The following is a 19,345-nucleotide window of genomic DNA, read 5'->3' as shown; positions in this document are numbered from 1 at the left end:
GGCCGAGAGTCCCCGGCCTCAGCTCACGATGTGCGTACATACACGGGCCGACACCTGCTGGCAGCTCCTGGCACACCGCGAAAAGTCCGCACACGGGCACTCCTGATCGCGGCTGAGCGCGTTCTGGAACTCCGAAGTCGCTGCCCCCGCCGGCGCCGATCGACGAGGCCGACAGCCTCGCGGAGCCAGCGCATCGCGCGCCCGACCCCAACACGATGGAGGAACTTCCGACGAGAGGCTGGCAATACTCGCCTAACAGGACATAACCAACCTTGTACGTGCTGGCTACGTAAGCGTTTACCACCGCCTCCTCTCGCGGATGCCAGGCCTTCCCCCGTCCTTCATCGCAGCCGACTTCAGTGGGTCCGCCCTGTTTTTCAGACGAATAGAAGGGGATGTCAGGACATGGCAGGACTTACCCGGCGGCGGTTCCTGGGATCGGCGGCCGCGACAGTGGGCGTGGCCGGCTTGGCGCAACTGCCCTCCTCGATGCGGAAGGCACTCGCCACCCCGGCGCGGGACCTGGCGAACCTGCGCGAGATCGAGCACGTCGTGATCCTCACCCAGGAGAACCGCTCCTTCGATCACTACTTCGGGGCGATGTCGGGGGTGCGGGGATTCGACGACCCGAACCCCCAGATGCTGCCCACCGGACGGTCGGTCTTCTACCAGCCGGACGCACTGAACCCGGACGGGTACGTGCTGCCGTTCCACCTGGACACGACCACGACCAACGCCGCCGCCATCCACGACCCCGACCACGGATGGCCCTCGCAGCACCAGGCGTGGAACGGCGGCAAGATGGACGGCTGGGTTCCCGCGCAACGGGCCAGAGTCGGCGAGTTCGGCCCGCTGACCATGGGCTACTACACCCGCAACGACATTCCGCTGCACTACGCGCTGGCCGACGCGTTCACCATCTGCGACCACTACCACTGCTCGGTGATGGGCCCGACGTGGCCCAACCGGCTGCACGCCATGACCGGCACCATCGATCCCACCGGGGCCAACGGCGGCCCGAACGTCGCGACGAACGTGCTTCCCCCCAGCGGCGGTTTCACCTGGACGACCTACCCCGAGCGGCTCCAGGCCGCGGGGATCAGCTGGCGCAGCTACGCCTCGCGGGTCTTCGGGGACGGGCCGGAGCTGGGATGGTTCCGCCAGTTCCAGACCGCGCCCGTGGGCTCCCCGCTCTACGAGAACGGCATGAAGCTGCGCTCGAAGACCGCGATCATGGACGACATCGTCAGCGGCAACCTGCCCCAGGTCTCCTGGGTCCAGTCCGAGGCCGACGAGCACCCCAGCGGCCTGCCCGCGGCGGGCGCCGCCTACATCTACGACCTCCTCGATGCGCTCGCGTCCAAGCCGGAGGTCTGGAACAAAACCGTCCTGTTCATCACCTACGACGAGAACGGCGGCTTCTTCGACCACGTCACCCCGCCGACACCCCTGCCGGGCACGCCCGGGGAATACCTGACCGCAACCCTGCCCTCCCAGGCCGGCGGCATCGCCGGCCCGATCGGCCTGGGCTTTCGCGTCCCCACCTTCGTCATCTCCCCCTGGAGCCGCGGCGGCTGGGTCGCCGGCGAGACGTTCGACCACACCTCACTCCTGCGCTTCCTCGAGACCCGATTCGGCGTGTCCGAGCCGAACATCAGCGCCTGGCGACGGCAAACCGTTGGCGACCTCACCTCGACGCTGCGCTTCCCCCACCGCAACGTGCCCTTCCCCGCGCTGCCCGACCCGGCGCCTGTCCTGGCGAAGCAGAAACAAGAAGCCGCCACCCTGCCGGCCCCGTCCGTACCTACCACCCAGACCGTGCCCCACCAGGAACCCGGCTCCCGCCCCCGCCTCTAACCCCACCCGCTTGCTGACACACCGCGGCTGGCCCCCGCTTACGGGTAGGTACTCCGGCGCGCGGATTACCCACCCGCAGCAGAGAATCTGCGGGAACCTCGCCGCGACAAGCTACCTGTGCCAGCACGGTCCGGTATGCGCACGACGGGGGATTCGCGTCCGTCGTTGTGCGCCATACGGCTGTTGACAGCGCCGATGTTTGTGTTGGCAATCCGGGGCTGCCACGCGATGTTCACGAGGGTGGTTCTTTTCCTGTGCATGCCTGGTGAGGTGCGATGGCAATGCCCCCGGCGATTCGGCCCGGGGACGGCTTTCCGGAGGCTTCGCATGCGTGTCCTCGTTCGCTCGGTCACCGCGGTCTGGGCCGCTGTCGCGCTCGTCGGCGGCGGCATCATTTTCACCGGCGGCGTGGCCGAGGCCGCGACCTGCTCCCGCTCGTACCTGCCGCTGCCCGACCCCGGCTGCACCCCGGGCGTCTACTACTCCGCGGTCACCCAGTCCACCATCCACAGCACCATCTGCGTCTCCGGCTGGACCGCCACCGTACGCCCGTCCACCTCCTACACCAACGCACTCAAGGTCCAGGGCATCACCGACTACGGCTACAGCGACACCAACCTCGCCGACTACGAAGAAGACCACATGATCCCGCTCGAGCTCGGCGGCGCCCCGCGGGATCCGAAGAACCTGTGGCCCGAGCCCTACTCCGGCTCGCAGACCGCGCACACCAAGGACGGCACCGAAACCAAGCTCAAGAACGCCGTCTGCGCCGGCACCGTGACCCTCTCCGCCGCCCGCTCCGCGATCAAGAACAACTGGACCACCGCCCTGCAGGTCACCGGCATCGGCTGAGCCCCACCAGCCCTGAGCCACACCTGCCGTGTGCACCGCTGCTGCCTCGCCGGGCTTGGGACACCCGGCGAGGCAGCAGCCCCCGGCGGCCTCACCGCGGCCGGCTGCGACATCAGCGCCCAGCCTGATCCGGCGGCAGCCCCGGTATGAAAGCGCGGAAAATCGACGCTGGATCACGTCATCGAATTGTGGGCGTCGACGCACGTGCTTCTTGTTGTGTCCGCCGCGGGTGATCGGTAGGAAGCGAAGCGGGCCCCGAAGGTCGTGCCCTCACCTGCTTTTCAAGATGAGGAAGGTGTGCGATGCGGGAGTGGCTCATCGCGATGGCGGCCGGCTACGCGCTGGTGCTGGTGTCGTTCGTCGTAGTGGTGGCCGTGCTCGACCGCAACCTCCGCCGCGCGAACCCCGCGGCACGCGTGCTGCGGATGCTGCTGCTCGGCGCCGCCCCGGGGGCCACCGGAGTCCTGCTCAAAATGCACCAGGCCGTGCTGTTGTGACTATCGCGTCGGCGGCGGCTGTGCAGCTGCCGTGGCACCCCCGGCGATCGCGCCGACGCAAGGTCCCGCTTGTCGGGGTCGCGGGGTCCGGGTTCGCGGGCGACGATCTCCTGCACGGCGAGCACGTCCGCGTCGAGCCCGCGCATCGCCTCCAGCTGCGCGAACCGTTCCTCCGCGGCCGGCGTCGTGTACCGGCCCTGCCAGGATGGGGCGGTGATCCAGGACCGACCGTCGCTGAGGGACGCGATCTACCCCACCGAGCTGCTCCTGGCCACCGCGACGGTGGGCGCGGCCCCGGGCGACGGTGTCTGGGACGTCCTGCGCCACATCCACTTCGCCGGCATGGACCCGGTGCTGAAGACCTGGGCCCACACCCTCGCGGTCCTGCACCGCTCCGCACCGGCACACCCGGCCCCGTGGGACGATCCCGGCCCAGCACCGAGCAGGTCGATATCCCGAGCTCCACTGCGCAACGGCAAATCGGTCGCTCCAGGGCCCCGGCAGGTGTCGTTGATCGTGATTGACCTGGAGGGTGGTCGGTGGGCGCTGCGCCTACTGCGAAAGCCGGTTCTGCTCTGCTGAGGGCCTGCTGACCGCAGCCCACCACGCCACCAACTGGTCTGCCATCCGGTCAGAACCGTTGGCGGCAGGATCGCTCAGCCCGAAGTGATCGGTAAGTTCGTGCCAGAGGAACTCGCTGATCTCCGGGCGTCCGGCCCCAGCCGCCAAACGCGACAGCAACGGCTCGATCACGCAGTCATATTCGTCGTCCACTTCGTCCGCGACGCCGATCGGATCCCACTGGTTCAGCAGGTATCGCAAGTTGTCCTGAGCGTCCTCGGGCATCACTCATCGATCTTCGCATGAAGTCAGGCCCGTCTGTCGGCAGTTTCTTGCTTCTCGCGAACGGCCACGATGCTCTCACCTCCCGGCGAACAGCTGATCAGGATGACGTCGGTGAGAGCCGGTGGCGATCCTCACTCAGTTACCGCCCAGCCGAACGCTGAGTCCGAAAAGGCTCGGTAGGACGCCCATCGGCGCGCAGGTGCGGGTGACTCTGCACCGGCGCGTCGCCGTGGCCGCACAGCTGCTGCTCAGACCGCCGGAACAACAGTGCGGCGCCCACGGCGCTGGCAGCCGCACACCACTTTTCGATCTCCCTCAGGCCCGCCGCCGTGGCGCTGGTTTCTCGATCTCGCACAACCCCTGTGCCGTCGGTGAAGTCTCCGTGCCTCCGATCGAGTGACGGAATCCGGTGTCGCTTACCGTGTTCAAACTGCGCCTTAGAGTGGTACCGCGATGATCTTTTCGGGGAGAGGGTGAGATGCCGGACGGCGGGTTCGTCGTGGACGTGGAAGCGCTGAAGAAGGCAGGCCTGGGGTTGTCGGATCTCCTCGGCGATGTGGCGGGCTTGGCGGTGGAGGACATCGACTGCGATCGGTCGTACGTTGGCCACACCCGGCTGGCGGACTCGTACGAGAGCTTCACCTCCCGCTGGTCGGTCGGGGTGTCGAACCTGACCGAGGATGGGCAGCAGCCGTCGCGGCGGATGATCGACGCGGCCGGCGCCTACATCGAGGCCGACAAGGCCCACGCCCACACCATCAACGGCATCTTCACCGGCACTGGGGACGACCCGGCCGTGCAAGCGATGGACAGCAACGATGGCTGAGCTGGGCGAGACCAACGATCAGCGGCAGCTGGTCCCCGGCGACGCCAGCCAGATCCGCGCGTCCACGGTGCACCTGACCGTCTACGGCGACACGATGATCCGGATCGGCGAAGGCGTGCGGCGGCTGGACAGCGGCGGTTGGGAAGGCTCTGCGGGCGACGCGTTCCGCGCGCGGGCTGAGGCCGAACCTGGACGCTGGATCACCGCCGGCAACGCGTTCCACACGGCGGCCGAGGCGATCAATCGCTATTCCGAGACCCTCGATTGGGCCCAGGACCAGGCCTGGCAGGCCATCGACATCTGGAACAAGGCCGAGCAGGCGACCCGAACAGCGCAGGGCCAACACGAGCAGCAGACCCGCACCGCGCAGCAGCAAGCCGAAGCCAACGGCCAGGCCCCGCCGCCCGAGGCACCGTTCACCGACCCGGGCGAGCCCGAACGTGCCCGAACCCGCGACATCCTCAACACTGCGCGGGCAAACCTGGAAGCAGCGGGAGACCAGGCCGTGGCGCAGGTCGACCGCGCGCAGCAGGACGCCCCCGAGGAGCGCTCGTTCCTCGACGACTACTTCCGCGATGTCAACAACAACGCCAACGAACAAATCGGCGAGATGACCCAGAACCTGGTCGACGGCGTCAGTGACATCACCGACAAGGTGCTCGACATCTCGGGGCAGTTCGTCGAGGACGTCGGCCGGACCGCGGGAAAAGTGGTTGGCGACTTCGGGGACTTCGTCGGCTGGCAGGACGCCCACGACGCGGGCGCAACCGTGACCTCAGCCACGCACGACGCCGGCGAAGCGGTCAAGCACGCCGGCGACGTCTCCCAGCAATGGGTTCACCAGCGCGGCGTCGATGCCCGCGCGTTCCTCTCCGGTGTGGACCCCGGGTCCCGCGGCCCGCAGTACGTGATCATCGACCAGGGCAAATACCCCGAGGCCGCTGACCACGCCCGCGAAGCTCAGATGGGGACGTCGTGGCGGGGCGACGAGTCCTTCCCCCGCACGCAACCGTCCAAGGTCACCATCGACCGCGACGGCGCTGAAGATCGCCGTGAGGAGTCCATGAAACAGGTCCCGCAGACCCGGTCCGGTTACGATCGCGACGAATACCCTCCCGCTGTGTTCCAGGAAGGCGGCGCCGGATCGTCCGTGAAGTACATCGACCCAGGCCACAACCGCGGCGCCGGACGGTCCATTGCCAACCAGATCTCCGGCCTGGACAACGGCCAGCGCGTGACCATCCTGGCGGACTGACGACCATGACCAGCACCGACACCAGCCCTCTCGCGCAGTTGCTCGACGCGGCCCGCGGGCCGCTCGGCCCGCGCATCGATCTCGACCTCGGCCACACCGACGGTCCCCTCGGCGAACTCGCCCAGCTGCTCAGCACCCTCAACGGCTTCACCGTCTTCAACGCCGGCATCCAGCTCTTCCACGCCGGCCCCACCGGTCTCGGACCCGAACTGCAGCGCTGGAACACCCCCAGCACGTGGAAGGACACCTACGCCGGGCAGGCCGACGGGTTGTTCTGCTTTGCGCAGGACCTGTTCGGCCGCCAGTTCGCCATCACCGGCAACCACGACATCGTCACCTTCGATCCCGAGACCGCCGACCGCACCCCGATCGGCACCAGCCTCGAGGGCTGGGCGGCCTGGCTGCTCGCCGACCCCGACGTCCGCGGCGCCCACTCCTTCGCCGGTGCCTGGCAAGACCGCCACGGCCCGCTCGACCACCACCAGCGCCTCATCCCGTTGCGCCTGTTCACCACCGGCGGCGGCTACGACGACGACAACCTCGTCGCCAAGGACGCCACCACCTGCATGCGCATCCGCGGCCCCTTCGCCTCCACCATTCACGACCTACCCGACGGAGCCCAGGTCCACCTCATGCCCGACCAGCCACACACCACTGACGCCGGCGCAGACGGCACCCAGATCGCGTACGCCGAGCTTGACGTGTTCGCCGACTACAACAGCTTCTTCGTCCAGGACGAAACCGTCCGGTTCGACCCTGATGACTGGACCATGCCCCTCATCAACGACCTCATCGCCGGAGACAACGGCGTCTTCGGCGTCGGCACCGCCCGCCGCACCACCGTCCCCGTCATCCTCGACGTGCGCACCACCGCCCCCGACGACAACTTCGACGACTGGGACCACGTCACCGAAGCCGGCCTGCGCACCACCACCGGCCGCATCATCGTCTCGATGCTCAACTACACCCCCAGCATCCCCCGCACCACCATCCCGCCCGGCGACTACACCGCCCGCGTCTACGCCAAAGGGTTCCACACCATCTCCGACGACGGCCGCTTCGGCGACGACCTCTACCACCTCATCCTCTGGCCCGGCGACATCCACCCACCCCGCGTGCTCAAGCGCTACCCCGGCACCCTCCCCGGCGGCTGAACATGCCCGACACCTCCAGCCCCGCACCCAATCGGATCGCCTACGCCGAACTCGACGTGTTCGCCGACTACGGCAGCTTCCTCGTCCAAGACGACACCGCGCGCCCCGACACCAACCGCGCGTTCATCACCGACCTGATGAACAACCTCATCGCCACCACCGACGGCGCCATCGGCGTCGGCACCGCACGCCGCCGCACCCTCCCCGTCATCCTCGACGTCCGCACCGAAGCCGGCCTCCGGACCACCAGCGGCCGCCTCGTCGTGTCCAAATTCGACTACCGCCCCACCATCCCCCGCACCACCGTCCCACCCGGCGACTACACCGCCCGCACCTACGCCAACGGGTTCGACACCAACTCCGAAGACCGGATCGACGGCGACGACACCTACCGCGTCGTCCTCTGGCCCGGCCCCATCGTCGAACCCCGTGTCCTCAAGCGATACCCAAACCTGCCCATCTCCGGCTGAATGAGATGCGGCGACGCCGCGCCGCCTGGTGGCCAGATGGCGCGGCCTCAACATCGGCCACCCAACCGGTACCAGATGTGCTGTCTCGTTGCAGGCACCGGTGATTGACCGTCTACTCAGGACTAGGGGTCCTACCAGTCGGCTCGGAGGCAGTCGCTCGCTGGAGCGGGACCCACCTTCCGGCCGCAATGGCCAAGGCGAGCAGAACGTTCGGTCCTGCCGCGAGTCGAAGTCACCCCACTCCCCCGTTCGGGAAGAGAGTCGCCCCGCTGGCGTAGAGGCGCATCCCAAGTTCGGGAGGACAAGCGAGCCCTTGGCGCTGGCGCGACGGCCGTACGCGTTCTGCGTATCCGCTCAGTGGTGGCGTGCGGGGCCGTCGTTTCGCCCGGCGGATTTCGTCGTCGGACAGGTCGGCCTGCGCCATCTCCCGAATCACGTCTCGCAATGCGTCGAGAACCGACCCGGTGGTGCGCGGGGACTTCCGCCAGTCGACACCAGGTCCTTCGTTGGCGCGCTGGAGATCCGGCTGCGCCAGGAAGTGCCGATACTGTGCGGCAAGGTCATCACCGTCGGACACTTCTGGCCCGCAGCGCACGAAGAAAGTGCCTGCCTCGCGACAGATCTCGCGATAGGCCTGGATCGGATTCGCCAGCGGAGCCTGGATGAGCCGGCGCTCGGACCAGCTCAAGTGGTCGGTCTCGTCGTGAGCCCAGCTCGGCATGTCGTCACGGTCGACGCCGAGCCTGCTCCGCCCGGCTATGCGCGGCAAGAGCCGCTCGGCCAGCACCTGGCCCTGCAGGGTTTCCACCCGGAAGCGGAATCCGTGGACTTCACGATCCCAGGTCATGCCCACCAGCGCGACGTTCGGGTCGGCCAGAATCCCGCGCGCCCACAACACCGCCCGCGCCCGCTGGTCCACGACAGCCTGCCGCAGAGCACGTTCAATGCCGCGTCACGGCGTGCGCTGCGGTGCGACGGGGCAGACGCCGGCGGCGAGCCACTTTTCCCGCAGGTCGGCCGGGATGCTCAACGCGGTGGACTGGCCGTTGGTGAGCGTGCGGACGCTGCCGCCCAGCAGCAGACTGCCCGCCTTGTCGAGCACAGCCGTCGCGGTGCGGCTGCGGTCCTCCGAGCGTTCCAGCAACCGCATCACCCGCACACCGGCACCCACCACGCGACCCCAGCCACGCGAACGCGGCACCTCCAACCAGTCGGCGACCTCCTCGGTGACGACCTGGCGGACCATCGCGGAGACCACACCGTCGAACGCCGTACCCGGCACCATGTCCTCGTACAGGCGCAGGAGGTTACGGGTCAGCTCGACACCTTCGGCCGACGGGCCGTAGGTCGCCTCGACGACTTCCGCGTTCAGGTCCTGGGCCGCCGCGAGCGTTTCCGGCATGGCCTCCGGCGGGATGCCGAGCATCGCGCCCGTTACCCGCCAGACGTAGTAGTAGTCCTCGGCTTCGCGTTCGGTCACGGCGATGCCCATCCGGCGCATCCCGTCGATGACCTGCACCGAGAAAATCAGCAGCGCGCCCAGCATGTCCTGCTGACACAGCGGGACCCCGTCCGCCTCCACGTCCCACTCACCGGAGCGCGTGACGAAGTAACGCACGGCGGCGTGGATCAGCCGGGTTTTCTGGATGGTGGGCACGAAACCGCCACCGGAGCCGAATGGTTCGGGGCCCATCATGTTCAACACGAACTGCGAGGTCTCCGACAACCGGCGGTGTGGCTGATTGAGCCGGTGGGTCAACGACAGGACGCGCGACGGGCGCGGCTGGGCATAGCAGTTGACCATCGCCCCGAATGACAACACCGACGCGACGTGCACGCCGTCGTCGACGAAGAACTCATACGCGCTCGCGACCCGGTCCAGATCCGCCCACCAGGGTGGGGCGTCCGTGTCGACCAGGTACTGGCGCACCGACTCCGGCAAATCCTGGGGAATGGGCTGATCATTTTCCCGGAACTGCGCCAATACCTCGTTCACCGCGCCCGTTCGCCCGCCGGCCACCAAGTCCGCGATGACGGCGTCGGCGAGTCGATCACCCTGGTACTTCAGCGATTCGAAAGCCGACAACCCCGACTGGCTCCCCATTGGGCTTCCTGGCATTCGCCCAGCCTCGACGAAGCCGAATTTCGACGCTAGGGCCGTTCGGGCACAACCACACCTCAATCCGATGGCAACCATGATGACTGTCCGTGGCACTCGGCCGGCCCGGTCGCCAAGACCAGACTCCGCTTTCGCCGGAATGGGACCGAAATGTCGTCATTCCCGCGCCGCCACGGCCACCGGACTGCCGGGACGGAGATGGCCTCATTGATGGCGTGGCGCGGGCTTCGCCAGCCCGTGTAGTTGTACCACTCGCACAGGCACAAGATCCACGGCGAGCGATTCCAGGGCGAACCCGCCGCCGTGTCCAGGCCCTGGTGACCGCGCGTCCCGTCGCCAGTCACCCGAGTGGCAGGGTCGCGGCGTATCGGGCGCTCGGTGAGCAACGGAGCCCAATCGGAGACCAGCATCGACCTGCCCGTCAGACGATCTGCTCACTCACGGGCGCCGCTTGCTGCCCGCTACTGGACACGCTCGTTCCGCAGCTCCTGCAGCCGGAGCAGAGCTAAGCCGATGAACATCTCCGCACACGCCATGCAGTAGTGCGAGAGGCTATGCCTACAGCAACATCAAGCCGCAGGCCGCCCTTGTAGATCACGTGCTCGCTGTGAAACCCTGAAACGGCGTCACCCGACATGGCGGCCAGTCCGGCTCAGCAGCTCGGCGCACCGCGCGTCACGCACCTGGCACCGAGCCCACGGAAGATCCGAGCTGGAATCAGTGCAACGGCAGATCAACCGGACACACATCGCGATGGTCCGGGAACAGCAACGCCGAGATCGCCGAGGCGTTGAAGAAGTTCTGGGGGCACCCGCACGAGGGGCAGGTGGGGCACACCAGGACGGCGTGCCCCACCTCCCATTGTCGTTTCAGCCCCGATCCCCCACCGATCGGGCGATCCCCTCGGCTGGCAGGCAACGGGTCCCGGCGCCCGTACCGGCACACGGAGCTGCGGGCCAAGGGTGAGGTGTCACACGCGCCGTGCGCCGGGTTTGCCGTCGGCAGTGATGAAGGTGGCGACGGTGTAGAGCGGGGCGTCCGGGTGCAGCACCGTGTCCGACACCCGGAAGTCCGCACGCCACTGCTGCGGCGTGATTTCGACGTGGATGTAGCCGCGCTGGTTGTTCTGGAACATCATGTGCGGGTTGTCGGCCGTGGGGCCGAAGACGGTGGTGGGCACGGTGTCACCACCGCTGCTGATCGAGGTACCGAGGTACTCGGTGGCCAGTGTTTCGGAGTTCGGGTCGCTGAAGTCGGCTTTGAGGTTAAACACCCAGTTGCGGTGGGCGTCCCCGGTGATGACGACGGGGTTGGCCGGGCGGTGTGCGGCGATGAACTCCAGCAGCTGGTTGCGGTCGGCGACGTAGCCCTCGCCCCAGTTGTCCGGGGAGTCGTAAGCCACGCCGGGTCCGGCTTGGTGGTCGAAGGGCGCGAACTTGGTCTGGTTGCCGATGATGTTCCAGCGGGTGGTCGAGGTGGCCAGGCCTTCCTGCAGCCACTGTTCTTGCGCGTCGCCGAGGATCGTGCGGTGCGGGTCCAGGGCGTCCGGGGCGTAGCCGCCGATGGCGGTTTTGGCGGTCCACTTGACCTGGTCGGAGCGGTACTGCCGGGTGTCGAGCAGGTGGAACTGGGCCAGGTTGCCGTAGCGGACGCGCCGGTAGAGCTGGATGTCCGGCCCGACCGGCAGCGATGAGCGCCGCAGGGGCATGTTCTCGTAGTAGGCCTGGTAGGCCGCGGCGCGGCGGGCGAGGAACGCGGCACCCGATTGGCCGCCGCCGATGTCGTCGGCGTAGTTGTTGGTGACCTCGTGGTCGTCGGGGATGACGAGGAACGGGATCGCGGCGTGGGCGGCCTGCAGCAGCGGGTCGGTCTTGTACTGGGCGTAGCGGAGCCGGTATTCGAGCAGGGTGGTGATCTCAACCGGCGGGACGTGGGCACGATTGAGCGACGGCTCGCCCGCGGAGGGCCCTTGGTAGATGTAGTCCCCGAGGTGCACGACCACATCGGGGTCCTGGGCGACGATGTCGCGGTAGCCGACGAAATAGCCGGCCGGGTAGTTCTGGCAACTCGTCACCGCGAGCCGGAGCCGCTCGACCGGCGCGGCGAAGGCCGGGGCTGTCTTGGTGCGGCCGGTGGGGCTGATCGCCGGGCCGACCCGGAACCGGTAGAAGTATTCCCGCGCGGGCGCCAGTCCGGACACCTCGACGTGGACCGAGTGTCCGAGTTCCGGGGTCGCTTCGACCGCGCCGCGGCGCACGATCCGGGTGAAGCGCTCGTCCTCGGCGATCTCATAGCGGACCCCGAACGCTTGAGGTGGCATGCCGCCGCTGCCGTCCTCGGCGAGCGCGTCGGGGGCGAGGCGCGTCCACAGGACCACACCGTCGGGCAGGGGATCGCCGGACGCCACCCCCAGACGGAACGGGTGGTCGAAGAACGCAGGGCTCGCCGCTGCCGTCGAGGGTTTTCCGAGCACGCCACCGGCCAGCGCGGTCGCCGTCCCCAGCCCGCCCAGCGCCAGCGCGTTCCGTCTACTCAGCACGGGCGAGCCAGGCAGCGGCGCGTCAGTGTCAGTCATGTTCTCGGGGTCCTTCCGGAGTCAGCAGGCCGGCTCGAAGCACAGGCCAACCCACGGCGACGGGTGAACCAGCGTCGCCAGGGCGCAGGTCAGAGACTGGGTCTCACTCTTTCAGGTGCTGCCATGCTTCCAGTCAACGAAAAGCAACACCCAGGCGAACACTGCCCGCCTGGTCTGTGTGCTCTCGCGGACCTGCTCCACCTACCGAGCCCGGACGACGTCCTCCCCCCAGAGGTGCGCCGGCGAACGGGTGCGTCCGGCGGGCGAGCACGTGCGAACATCTCCATCAGTTCTCTTAGAATGGCTGTTACGTCCGCGGGAGGGAGCGGTGGCTGGTGTTCCGCATATCGTTACCCGCAGACATGGGGCAGTGGACAGTCTGGCTAATCGGCCCGCCAATGGTGCGGCGTGATCTCGACACGGATGTAGCCGCGCTGGTTGTTCTGGAGCATCATGTGCGGGTTGTCCGCGGTGGGGCCGTACACGGTTGTCGGGTTTCGTGTCGCCACCGCTGCTGATCGAAGTGCCGAGGTACTCAGTCGCCTCGCAAGACGAGACGTCAGGCACGCTGCTCGTTGTGCGCAGAAGTGTCGGCCGAGGCCCACCAGCGGGCCCCGGCCGACGCTCGGTAACGGCAGGCTGTTTACTCGTTGTCTTCGTTGAACAGGTAGCGGCCGGGAACCTGGTCAGGCCGCAGGATCTTGTTGTCGCCGGGGAATGGTTTGGTCCACCCGGTCGAGGTGTACCAGTCGTACCGGCCCAGCTGCGGTTGGTTCACTCCGTCGACCTGAGCGTGTTCTCCGGTGAGCTTCGGCATCGCCTCGTCCCGGTGCCAGTTGGCCCAGGCATCGGCCGTCTGCCGCTGGTCGGCGGGAACGGCCGGGGCCACACTCGCCTGAGCCGACGAGGAACCCGACGTCGGAGTCACCGGGATCAGATTGCTCACGCCTTCGGTGAGCGGAATCTGGTTGGGCATCGTGGCGTAGGGCGTGAAGTCCGGCGTGTCGGTGAACGCGCTGAACATCGGCGTCGCCGCGCGGTCCTCCTGGTTCATCGGCTGCATCCCGAGAATTTGTTCGATCGTCTTCACCGCGTTGACCTGCGTGAAGTACTCGCTGTTGACGACGCCACGCTTGGCGTACGGGCTGGCGATGAAGAACGGCGCGCGGTGCCCGTCGACGTGGTCGGTACCGGCCTGGGTGTCGTCCTCGAACACGAACACGGCCGAGTCCTTCCAGAAGCGGCTGTGCGAGATGTCGGAGATCATCCGGCCGACGGCCAGGTCGTTGTCGGCGACCTGGGCCCGCGGGGTCGCGGGTCCACCGGTGTGGTCGTTGGGCAACGACATGGTCGTCAGAGCCGGCAGATCACCGGTCTGCTCGGCCTTCTTGAAGTCCTGCTCCCAGACATCGACCTTGTACTGGTCGGGGATGGCCAGGTTGAACTGCGGGAAGTTCGGGTTGCTGATCGCGTTGTTCGACGGCACGTCCGAGTACGACTTGTACGCGTCCATCGCCACCGGGAGGTCGCCGGTGGCCTTACCCTCGAGGATCTGAGAGTCCGCGTAGTACTGCTGCCACGAGCCGGGCTTTCCACTGGCGATGGCCTCGTACTCGCCGTAGTTGCGCGCCGACTCGCCGGCTCGCGCGGCAGCGTCCCAGATGAACCCGTCGCGCTGGTAGGCCAGCGCGTCCCGTGCGTTGTAGGGGTAGCTCCGTGCCCAGGCGCTGGCCGCATCCTGTGCCAGGTAGTCGTTGGGCTCGGCCTGTGTCAGCCAGTTGTGCCCGTCCGCGGACAGCATGCCGTTGTCGTAGAAGTTGTCGAACGTCGAGAACGTGTTCGCCAGGCTGTGCTCGTTCGGCGTGACAGCGGCACCGAAGCTGGTCCGCGACGGGTCGCCGTTGCCCTTGCCCAGATCGCCGAGGATCTGGTCGTAGGTCCGGTTCTCTTTGATGATCATGAACACGTGCTTGATCGGCGACGTTTCACCGTGCTGCCGCGGGATCGCTGTCAGCCGGCCGTGTCCGTTGGCGTCGGACTGCTCGTTCCCCGCATGCGCCGGGCGGTCCCAGGCGTTGTTGCTGAACACCTGGCGGGTCGTGTCGGCAAGCTGGCGGCCGTCCGGCATGGCGAAGGAGGTCAGCGTGCCCTTGTAGGCAAAGCTCTGGGGAGCGCCGTCGGTGCCGATGCCCTGCTGGTTGCTGACGATGACCTTGCCCAGCTTGGCGTCGAACTGCACCTGGTTGGGGTACCAGTCGGTCGCGACCAGGCCCTGGTATTTCACCGGTCTGCGGGCGCCGTCGTATTCGAACTGCGCGATCGCGTTGTCACGGCCGACGCTCACGAGCATGTGCTTCGCGTCGGTGAATGCGATCGAGTTCGGTGACGAGCCGACCTGGATGCCGGGCAGCGGCTCCACGTTGACGGTCTGCGTCACCTTGTGCGTGGCCGCGTCGATGACCGAGACGGTGTCGCTGTTGGTGTTGGTGACGAACACGGCGCCGTCGTGCTGGGTCAGCGACGTCGGCTGGAGACCGACGTTGACGGTGTCGACGACCGTGTTGGTCCCGAGGTCCACCACCGAGACCGTGCCCGTCGCCGACGCACCGGTCACCGGGTCGGACACGATGTTCGTGCCGTCGGACTTGTTGGTCGTGTCGCCGGCGACGGCGGTACGACCACCACGGTTCGACACGAACGCCTTGTTCCCGACGATCGTGACGGCCTGCGGCGCGTTCCCCACCGCCACCTGGGCCGTGAGCGTGTTCGTAGCCGTGTCGACCACGCCGAGCTTGTTGCTGCCGCTCAGCGCGAGGTACAGCTTCGCGCCGTCGGCCGACAGCGTCAGCCCGTATGGCAACGACCCGCCCGGCAGCGCCAGCTTCGCCGGCGCGGTCGGGTTCGTGATCATGCCGTTCGAGCCGACCGCATACTTCAGGACGCTGGACGTCGTGGCGGCATACAGTGCTGAGCCGTCCGGCGAGTACACCGGCGCCGCAACACCGGTGCCGCCGAACGTCTGCAGCACCGAGCCGCTTGCAGCGTCAAGGACGGTGATCGACGGCGTGCCGGAGTTGTCGCCACCCGTCTGCACCGCCACCTTCGAACCGTCCGGGCTGATGGCGCTACCGATCGATTGCGCGGAGAACGTGGCCGCACGCGCTCCGAACGGGGAGAGCCAGTGGTTGTCCGACGTCAGGATCCGCCCGGCCGCGTCGTGCCGGCCGAGCATGCTCGTGCCGAACGGGTCGGTCGGGACGTGGACCACCGCGGCGGACGCGACGCCGCCGACCGTCAGCATGACCACGGCAGAGCCAGCGATCGTCCAGCGCTTGCGCGCTGCAGACCGTCGTCGTTGAACTTGCACCATCGATCCTTTCACAGAACAAACGTTCGGAGGGGACTCCGGGAACTAAACAACCCCAAGACGGCGCGGCACCGAACACTCGATTGCCCTGGCGGAGTAAAGGGATGGCCAGCGGGTTACTGCCCGCCATCAAAACAGAGCCACACGGGCACTTGCCGCCTTCAAAGACGGCAAACCGAATAATACGGTGAAATCGACACTGCCCGTTAGGTACAGCCGCTTCTCCTGCGAGCTCGACCGACGAGCGAGCACAGTGCCCGTCCACAGCTTTGTCACCGAGCCGACAATTGGCCCGCAGCTTACCTATTTAACTTCGCGCTTGCCCGTTTGACCCATCGATTACCTGTTGCGTATTGGTCGCTAGTGTCCTGAGTCGGTAGTTCGTGGGCAGCTGTAGGGTGTGGTGATGCCGAGCCCGAAGCTTGACCCCGTGGTGCTCTCTGATGAGGAACGGTCGGTGTTGACCGGGTGGGCGCGTCGCCGCAAGACCGCGCAGGCGCTGGCGTTGCGAGCCCGGATTGTGTTGCGCTGCGCCGAGGGCGGGTCGATCGGCGAGGTCGCCGGGGATGTGGGTGTCTCACGGAACACGGTGTCGAAATGGCGGTCGCGGTTTGCCGAAGACCGGCTGGAAGGTTTGTCGGATGAGCCTCGCCCTGGCCGGCCGCGCCTGATCACTGACGAGCGGGTGGACGCGGTGATCACCAAGACGCTGGAGGAAATCGGCCACACAAATAGTCACTACCTCACTACCATTCGTAGCCCAGACGCGAGCCCCGCGGAATCCGCCATCCGTGGCAGTCCCTGCGATGCGGCAGTTCGGCGATCTCCGCCTCCGACAGCGGGCGCGGGCGTTCTTCGTGACGGCGTCGGAGACGTGGCGCCGCCCACCGCGCACGTCGGCTATGTCGGAGGTACACGGCCTTCAGGTCAAGGGACAGCAGTCCTGCGCCGGGTGCGCAACGCGCGGGGTGAAGCGCCCAGTTCGCGTCGGCTCGCCTTATTGAAGCTTTGGAGTTCGCCGATGCTCACTGCGGCCGCGACGGCTGGAATGGACATCGTCGAACTCCTGGAGCAGTGCCCGGCCCGCCGCAGACGCCGACGCCGGACGTGACCGACCACAGTCCGTCCGCTCTTGGCGCGGAACAGCCGGATCACGTGGTTGGGAGTCCGCAATGAGCGGCCGGTCGATCGCCACGCCACTCGCGGCTCATCCTGCGCCGACGCGGGGACCATACCTTGATGCCCGCCTGCGATACCCACGCTGCGCTCAACAACGTCCCACCGGGCGAAGGCTCTCAACGAGCACATTCGGTTCGTCGTTGAACGGGGGAAGTGACGACCGACCACGTTCCGCTCGGCATGGCAGACGATCGGTCGGTCTCAAGATCACAGTTTAAGTCCCTAGGGACTTAAACCCACACGTGTCCGAGGACGATCTTGCTCGCTAACCACAACGCTCCGCACCCCTGGCTGACCTGCAGGTTCCCACTTGTCGACCCCGAAGCCACCCCACGCCCCATGGGGACTACAACGCTGGCCGCTATCGAGAAGTTCGCCCGCTGACAAGTCGCCACCTCGCCCGGCAGGACGGGGTGGCGATCCGGTCGATCGTGTCGTTGTCGCAGTCGATCTCGACCATGTCCGGGACGACGTAGGGACCCAGCGCCGGCCAGGAAGCGCCCGCGCCGCGACCCGGACGGCGACGTCGATATGGAAGGCTGAGCGTCCCGGCGTAACGTCGAGTTTATGTCGTTTCGGGACGGCCAGTACCGGTCCGGTCCGCAGTCGGCCGAGCTATTGGTGAAGACGCGGCGCACTGGACTCGGCTCGCGCGTCGGGCACGATCTCACGATCGAGGCGTCAGAGTGGGTTGCCGCCGTGTCGGTGAACACGGCGGACCCCGCGTTGTCCTCGGTCTCGGTCGACGTCGTCGCCGGCTCGCTGCGGGTGCGGTCCGGAAGCGGCGGAATCAAACCGCTCACCGACTCCGACCGCGCCGAGATCGAGAAAAACATTCAGACGAAGATTCTGCACACCGACCGATATCACGCAATCACGTTCCACTCGACGCGAGTCATCCAAGATGGCGAATCGCTCACCGTCGACGGCAATCTGACCATCATGGACCAGTCACACCCGATCACCGTGCTAGCCACGGTCAGCGACGACCGCAGGATCCGAGGCGGCGCAACCATAGTCCAGACACAATGGGGCATCAAACCCTATTCGGCGTTTTTCGGGGCGCTGAAGCTGGCAAACGAGGTCGCAATCGAATTCGACGCGGAACTCACCCCGCCCTAGCCACGCAGAATCATCAGGCCGGCCGCCGCTCGCTGAGATGCACTCAACACCGGCGCTGTCTGTCAAGCCCGCGCACCCAGCCCTCGTTACTGAACAGGACTTCGTCACCGCGCAGCAGATCCGTGCCCCGCGACCCACCAAGGACGGTGGTGTTCGACGGTTCGCCCTCGCCGGCTTGGTGCACTGCGGTGTCTGCGACCGACGACTCGACTCACACTGGAACCACGGACGCCCGACCTACCGCTGCCGCACGGTCACCTCGTCTTCTTCACCCTCGCCGCCAACGTCACGTTCTACAAGAACCGCACCAAACAAGACACGCTCCAAGCCGGCGACACAAAAAAAGGGCTCTTCGTAGTGATGTGTGGGTGGGTTTGCCCTGGTAGCAGTAGGGCACGTCGTTGCTGGGTCTAGGTTTCTGAGCTGTCGAGGAACAGAAACTGGATAGACGGAGAACGACGTGCCCTCAACCAGGGTATGGGGTCGGCTGCTGGGTGTGAACCCGGCGGTCGTGGAGTCGGTCGAGTTCGATGAGACCGAGCAGGTGCTGGTGGCCGCGGTGCGGGTCCGGCGGCGGGATCGTGACCGGTGTGGAGTGTGCTCGCGGCGCTGCCCGCGCTATGACCCCGGCCGGGGCCGGCGGCGATGGCGTGCGCTGGACCTGGTGACCGTGCGGGTGTTCGTGGAAGCGGACGCGTCCCGGGTGCGGTGTCGCGAACATGGAGTCGTGGTCAGTGCGGTGCCCTGGGCGCGGCACGGCGCAGGGCATACCCGTGCGTTCGATGACACCGTCGCCTGGCTGGCGACCGCGACGTCGAGGTCCGCGGTCGGGCAGCTCATGCGAATCGCCTGGCCCACCGTCGGCTCGATCATTACCCGGGTCCGAGCCGGCATCGACGCGCGAGTGGATCGGCTGGCCGGGTTGCGCAGGATCGGGATCGACGAAATCAGTTACAAGAAGAACCACAAATACCTCACCGTTGTTGTCGACCATGACACCGGCAGGCTGGTGTGGGCTGCGGCGGGCAACGACAAGCCAACGCTGGCCGCATTCTTCGAGTTACTTGGACCCGGCCGATGCGCACGGATCACGCATGTCTCGGCGGACGCGGCTGCGTGGATCGCCCGCACTGTCGAGCGGTACTGCCCGGACGCGATCCGCTGCGCTGACCCGTTCCACGTGGTCAAATGGGCTACCGATGCACTGGACCAGGTCCGGCGCCAGA

18 protein-coding genes and 1 pseudogene are annotated in these 19,345 nt (G+C 67.2%); 12 read left to right on the top strand and 7 right to left on the bottom strand.

Features of this window, described 5'->3' with window-relative positions:
* Nucleotides 1-405: 405 nt before the first annotated feature.
* The 4 genes from AB0F91_RS45605 to AB0F91_RS45590 all read left to right on the top strand — a co-directional run bounded on the left by AB0F91_RS45605 (nt 406) and on the right by AB0F91_RS45590 (nt 3,788).
* Complete coding sequence (locus AB0F91_RS45605) at nt 406-1,857, top strand: alkaline phosphatase family protein (RefSeq protein ID WP_360608503.1); 1,452 nt, start codon at nt 406-408, stop codon at nt 1,855-1,857.
* Between the two features lie 327 nt (nt 1,858-2,184).
* Entirely contained in the window at nt 2,185-2,709 is a 525-nt protein-coding gene (locus AB0F91_RS45600; protein ID WP_360608501.1) for a hypothetical protein, read from the top strand.
* 302 nt (nt 2,710-3,011) lie between these two features.
* Complete coding sequence (locus AB0F91_RS45595; protein WP_360608499.1) at nt 3,012-3,206, top strand: hypothetical protein; 195 nt, start codon at nt 3,012-3,014, stop codon at nt 3,204-3,206.
* 213 nt (nt 3,207-3,419) lie between these two features.
* Nucleotides 3,420-3,788, top strand: a complete 369-nt coding sequence (locus AB0F91_RS45590) for a hypothetical protein (protein ID WP_360608497.1) — start codon at nt 3,420-3,422, stop codon at nt 3,786-3,788.
* Here the strand turns inward: AB0F91_RS45590 and AB0F91_RS45585 are convergent.
* Complete coding sequence (locus AB0F91_RS45585; protein WP_360608509.1) at nt 3,759-4,052, bottom strand: hypothetical protein; 294 nt, start codon at nt 4,050-4,052, stop codon at nt 3,759-3,761. The two genes, AB0F91_RS45590 and AB0F91_RS45585, sit on opposite strands and share 30 nt — an antisense overlap.
* Before the next feature lie 478 nt (nt 4,053-4,530).
* On the opposite strand from AB0F91_RS45585, the gene AB0F91_RS45580 reads away from it, so the two are divergent.
* The 4 genes from AB0F91_RS45580 to AB0F91_RS45565 are packed head-to-tail and all read left to right on the top strand — an operon-like array spanning nt 4,531 to nt 7,757.
* Nucleotides 4,531-4,878 (top strand): hypothetical protein, encoded by a 348-nt coding sequence (locus AB0F91_RS45580; RefSeq protein ID WP_360608495.1) that lies wholly within the window; start codon nt 4,531-4,533, stop codon nt 4,876-4,878.
* Nucleotides 4,871-6,133 carry a putative T7SS-secreted protein gene (locus AB0F91_RS45575; protein WP_360608493.1) on the top strand — a complete coding sequence of 421 codons (1,263 nt, stop codon included), beginning with the start codon at nt 4,871-4,873 and terminating at the stop codon, nt 6,131-6,133. The genes AB0F91_RS45580 and AB0F91_RS45575 overlap by 8 nt, the downstream gene beginning before the upstream one ends.
* Before the next feature lie 5 nt (nt 6,134-6,138).
* Nucleotides 6,139-7,287, top strand: coding sequence for a hypothetical protein (locus tag AB0F91_RS45570; RefSeq protein ID WP_360608491.1), 1,149 nt, complete (start codon nt 6,139-6,141; stop codon nt 7,285-7,287).
* Between the two features lie 2 nt (nt 7,288-7,289).
* Nucleotides 7,290-7,757: a hypothetical protein gene (locus tag AB0F91_RS45565; protein WP_360608489.1), complete on the top strand. Its 468-nt coding sequence runs from the start codon at nt 7,290-7,292 to the stop codon at nt 7,755-7,757.
* Between the two features lie 232 nt (nt 7,758-7,989).
* Here the strand turns inward: AB0F91_RS45565 and AB0F91_RS45560 are convergent, their stop codons facing one another.
* The 5 genes from AB0F91_RS45560 to AB0F91_RS45540 all read right to left on the bottom strand — a co-directional run bounded on the left by AB0F91_RS45560 (nt 7,990) and on the right by AB0F91_RS45540 (nt 15,752).
* A complete protein-coding gene (locus tag AB0F91_RS45560) occupies nt 7,990-8,676 on the bottom strand; it encodes a hypothetical protein (protein ID WP_360608487.1) in 687 nt (228 codons plus the stop codon).
* A gap of 33 nt (nt 8,677-8,709) precedes the next feature.
* The gene (locus tag AB0F91_RS45555) at nt 8,710-9,861 is read right to left on the bottom strand and encodes an oxygenase MpaB family protein (RefSeq protein WP_360608485.1); all 1,152 of its coding nucleotides are present in this window, start codon (nt 9,859-9,861) and stop codon (nt 8,710-8,712) included.
* A gap of 985 nt (nt 9,862-10,846) precedes the next feature.
* Complete coding sequence (locus AB0F91_RS45550) at nt 10,847-12,451, bottom strand: alkaline phosphatase D family protein (RefSeq protein WP_360608483.1); 1,605 nt, start codon at nt 12,449-12,451, stop codon at nt 10,847-10,849.
* 383 nt (nt 12,452-12,834) lie between these two features.
* Nucleotides 12,835-12,960 (bottom strand): hypothetical protein, encoded by a 126-nt coding sequence (locus tag AB0F91_RS45545; protein ID WP_360608481.1) that lies wholly within the window; start codon nt 12,958-12,960, stop codon nt 12,835-12,837.
* 134 nt (nt 12,961-13,094) lie between these two features.
* Nucleotides 13,095-15,752 (bottom strand): bifunctional YncE family protein/alkaline phosphatase family protein, encoded by a 2,658-nt coding sequence (locus AB0F91_RS45540; protein WP_360608507.1) that lies wholly within the window; start codon nt 15,750-15,752, stop codon nt 13,095-13,097.
* Between the two features lie 472 nt (nt 15,753-16,224).
* Between AB0F91_RS45540 and AB0F91_RS45535 the strand changes: the two are divergent.
* Nucleotides 16,225-16,515 (top strand): annotated as a pseudogene (locus AB0F91_RS45535) (helix-turn-helix domain-containing protein); the annotation flags it as partial.
* A 230-nt stretch (nt 16,516-16,745) separates the two neighbouring features.
* Here AB0F91_RS45535 and AB0F91_RS45530 read toward each other — a convergent pair.
* Nucleotides 16,746-17,051 carry a helix-turn-helix domain-containing protein gene (locus tag AB0F91_RS45530; RefSeq protein WP_360608505.1) on the bottom strand — a complete coding sequence of 102 codons (306 nt, stop codon included), beginning with the start codon at nt 17,049-17,051 and terminating at the stop codon, nt 16,746-16,748.
* 513 nt (nt 17,052-17,564) lie between these two features.
* On the opposite strand from AB0F91_RS45530, the gene AB0F91_RS45525 reads away from it, so the two are divergent.
* The 3 genes from AB0F91_RS45525 to AB0F91_RS45515 all read left to right on the top strand — a co-directional run.
* Nucleotides 17,565-18,119: a YceI family protein gene (locus AB0F91_RS45525; RefSeq protein ID WP_204089367.1), complete on the top strand. Its 555-nt coding sequence runs from the start codon at nt 17,565-17,567 to the stop codon at nt 18,117-18,119.
* A gap of 37 nt (nt 18,120-18,156) precedes the next feature.
* Complete coding sequence (locus tag AB0F91_RS45520) at nt 18,157-18,477, top strand: zinc ribbon domain-containing protein (protein WP_360608479.1); 321 nt, start codon at nt 18,157-18,159, stop codon at nt 18,475-18,477.
* Between the two features lie 102 nt (nt 18,478-18,579).
* Nucleotides 18,580-19,345, top strand: a 766-nt coding sequence (locus tag AB0F91_RS45515) for a transposase (protein ID WP_360608477.1), incomplete at its 3' end; no start/stop codon positions are given.

Origin of the sequence: Amycolatopsis sp. NPDC023774 (assembly GCF_040639695.1) — a bacterium.
GTDB lineage: Bacteria > Actinomycetota > Actinomycetes > Mycobacteriales > Pseudonocardiaceae > Amycolatopsis.
This window is presented reverse-complemented; position numbering and strand designations above follow the sequence as displayed.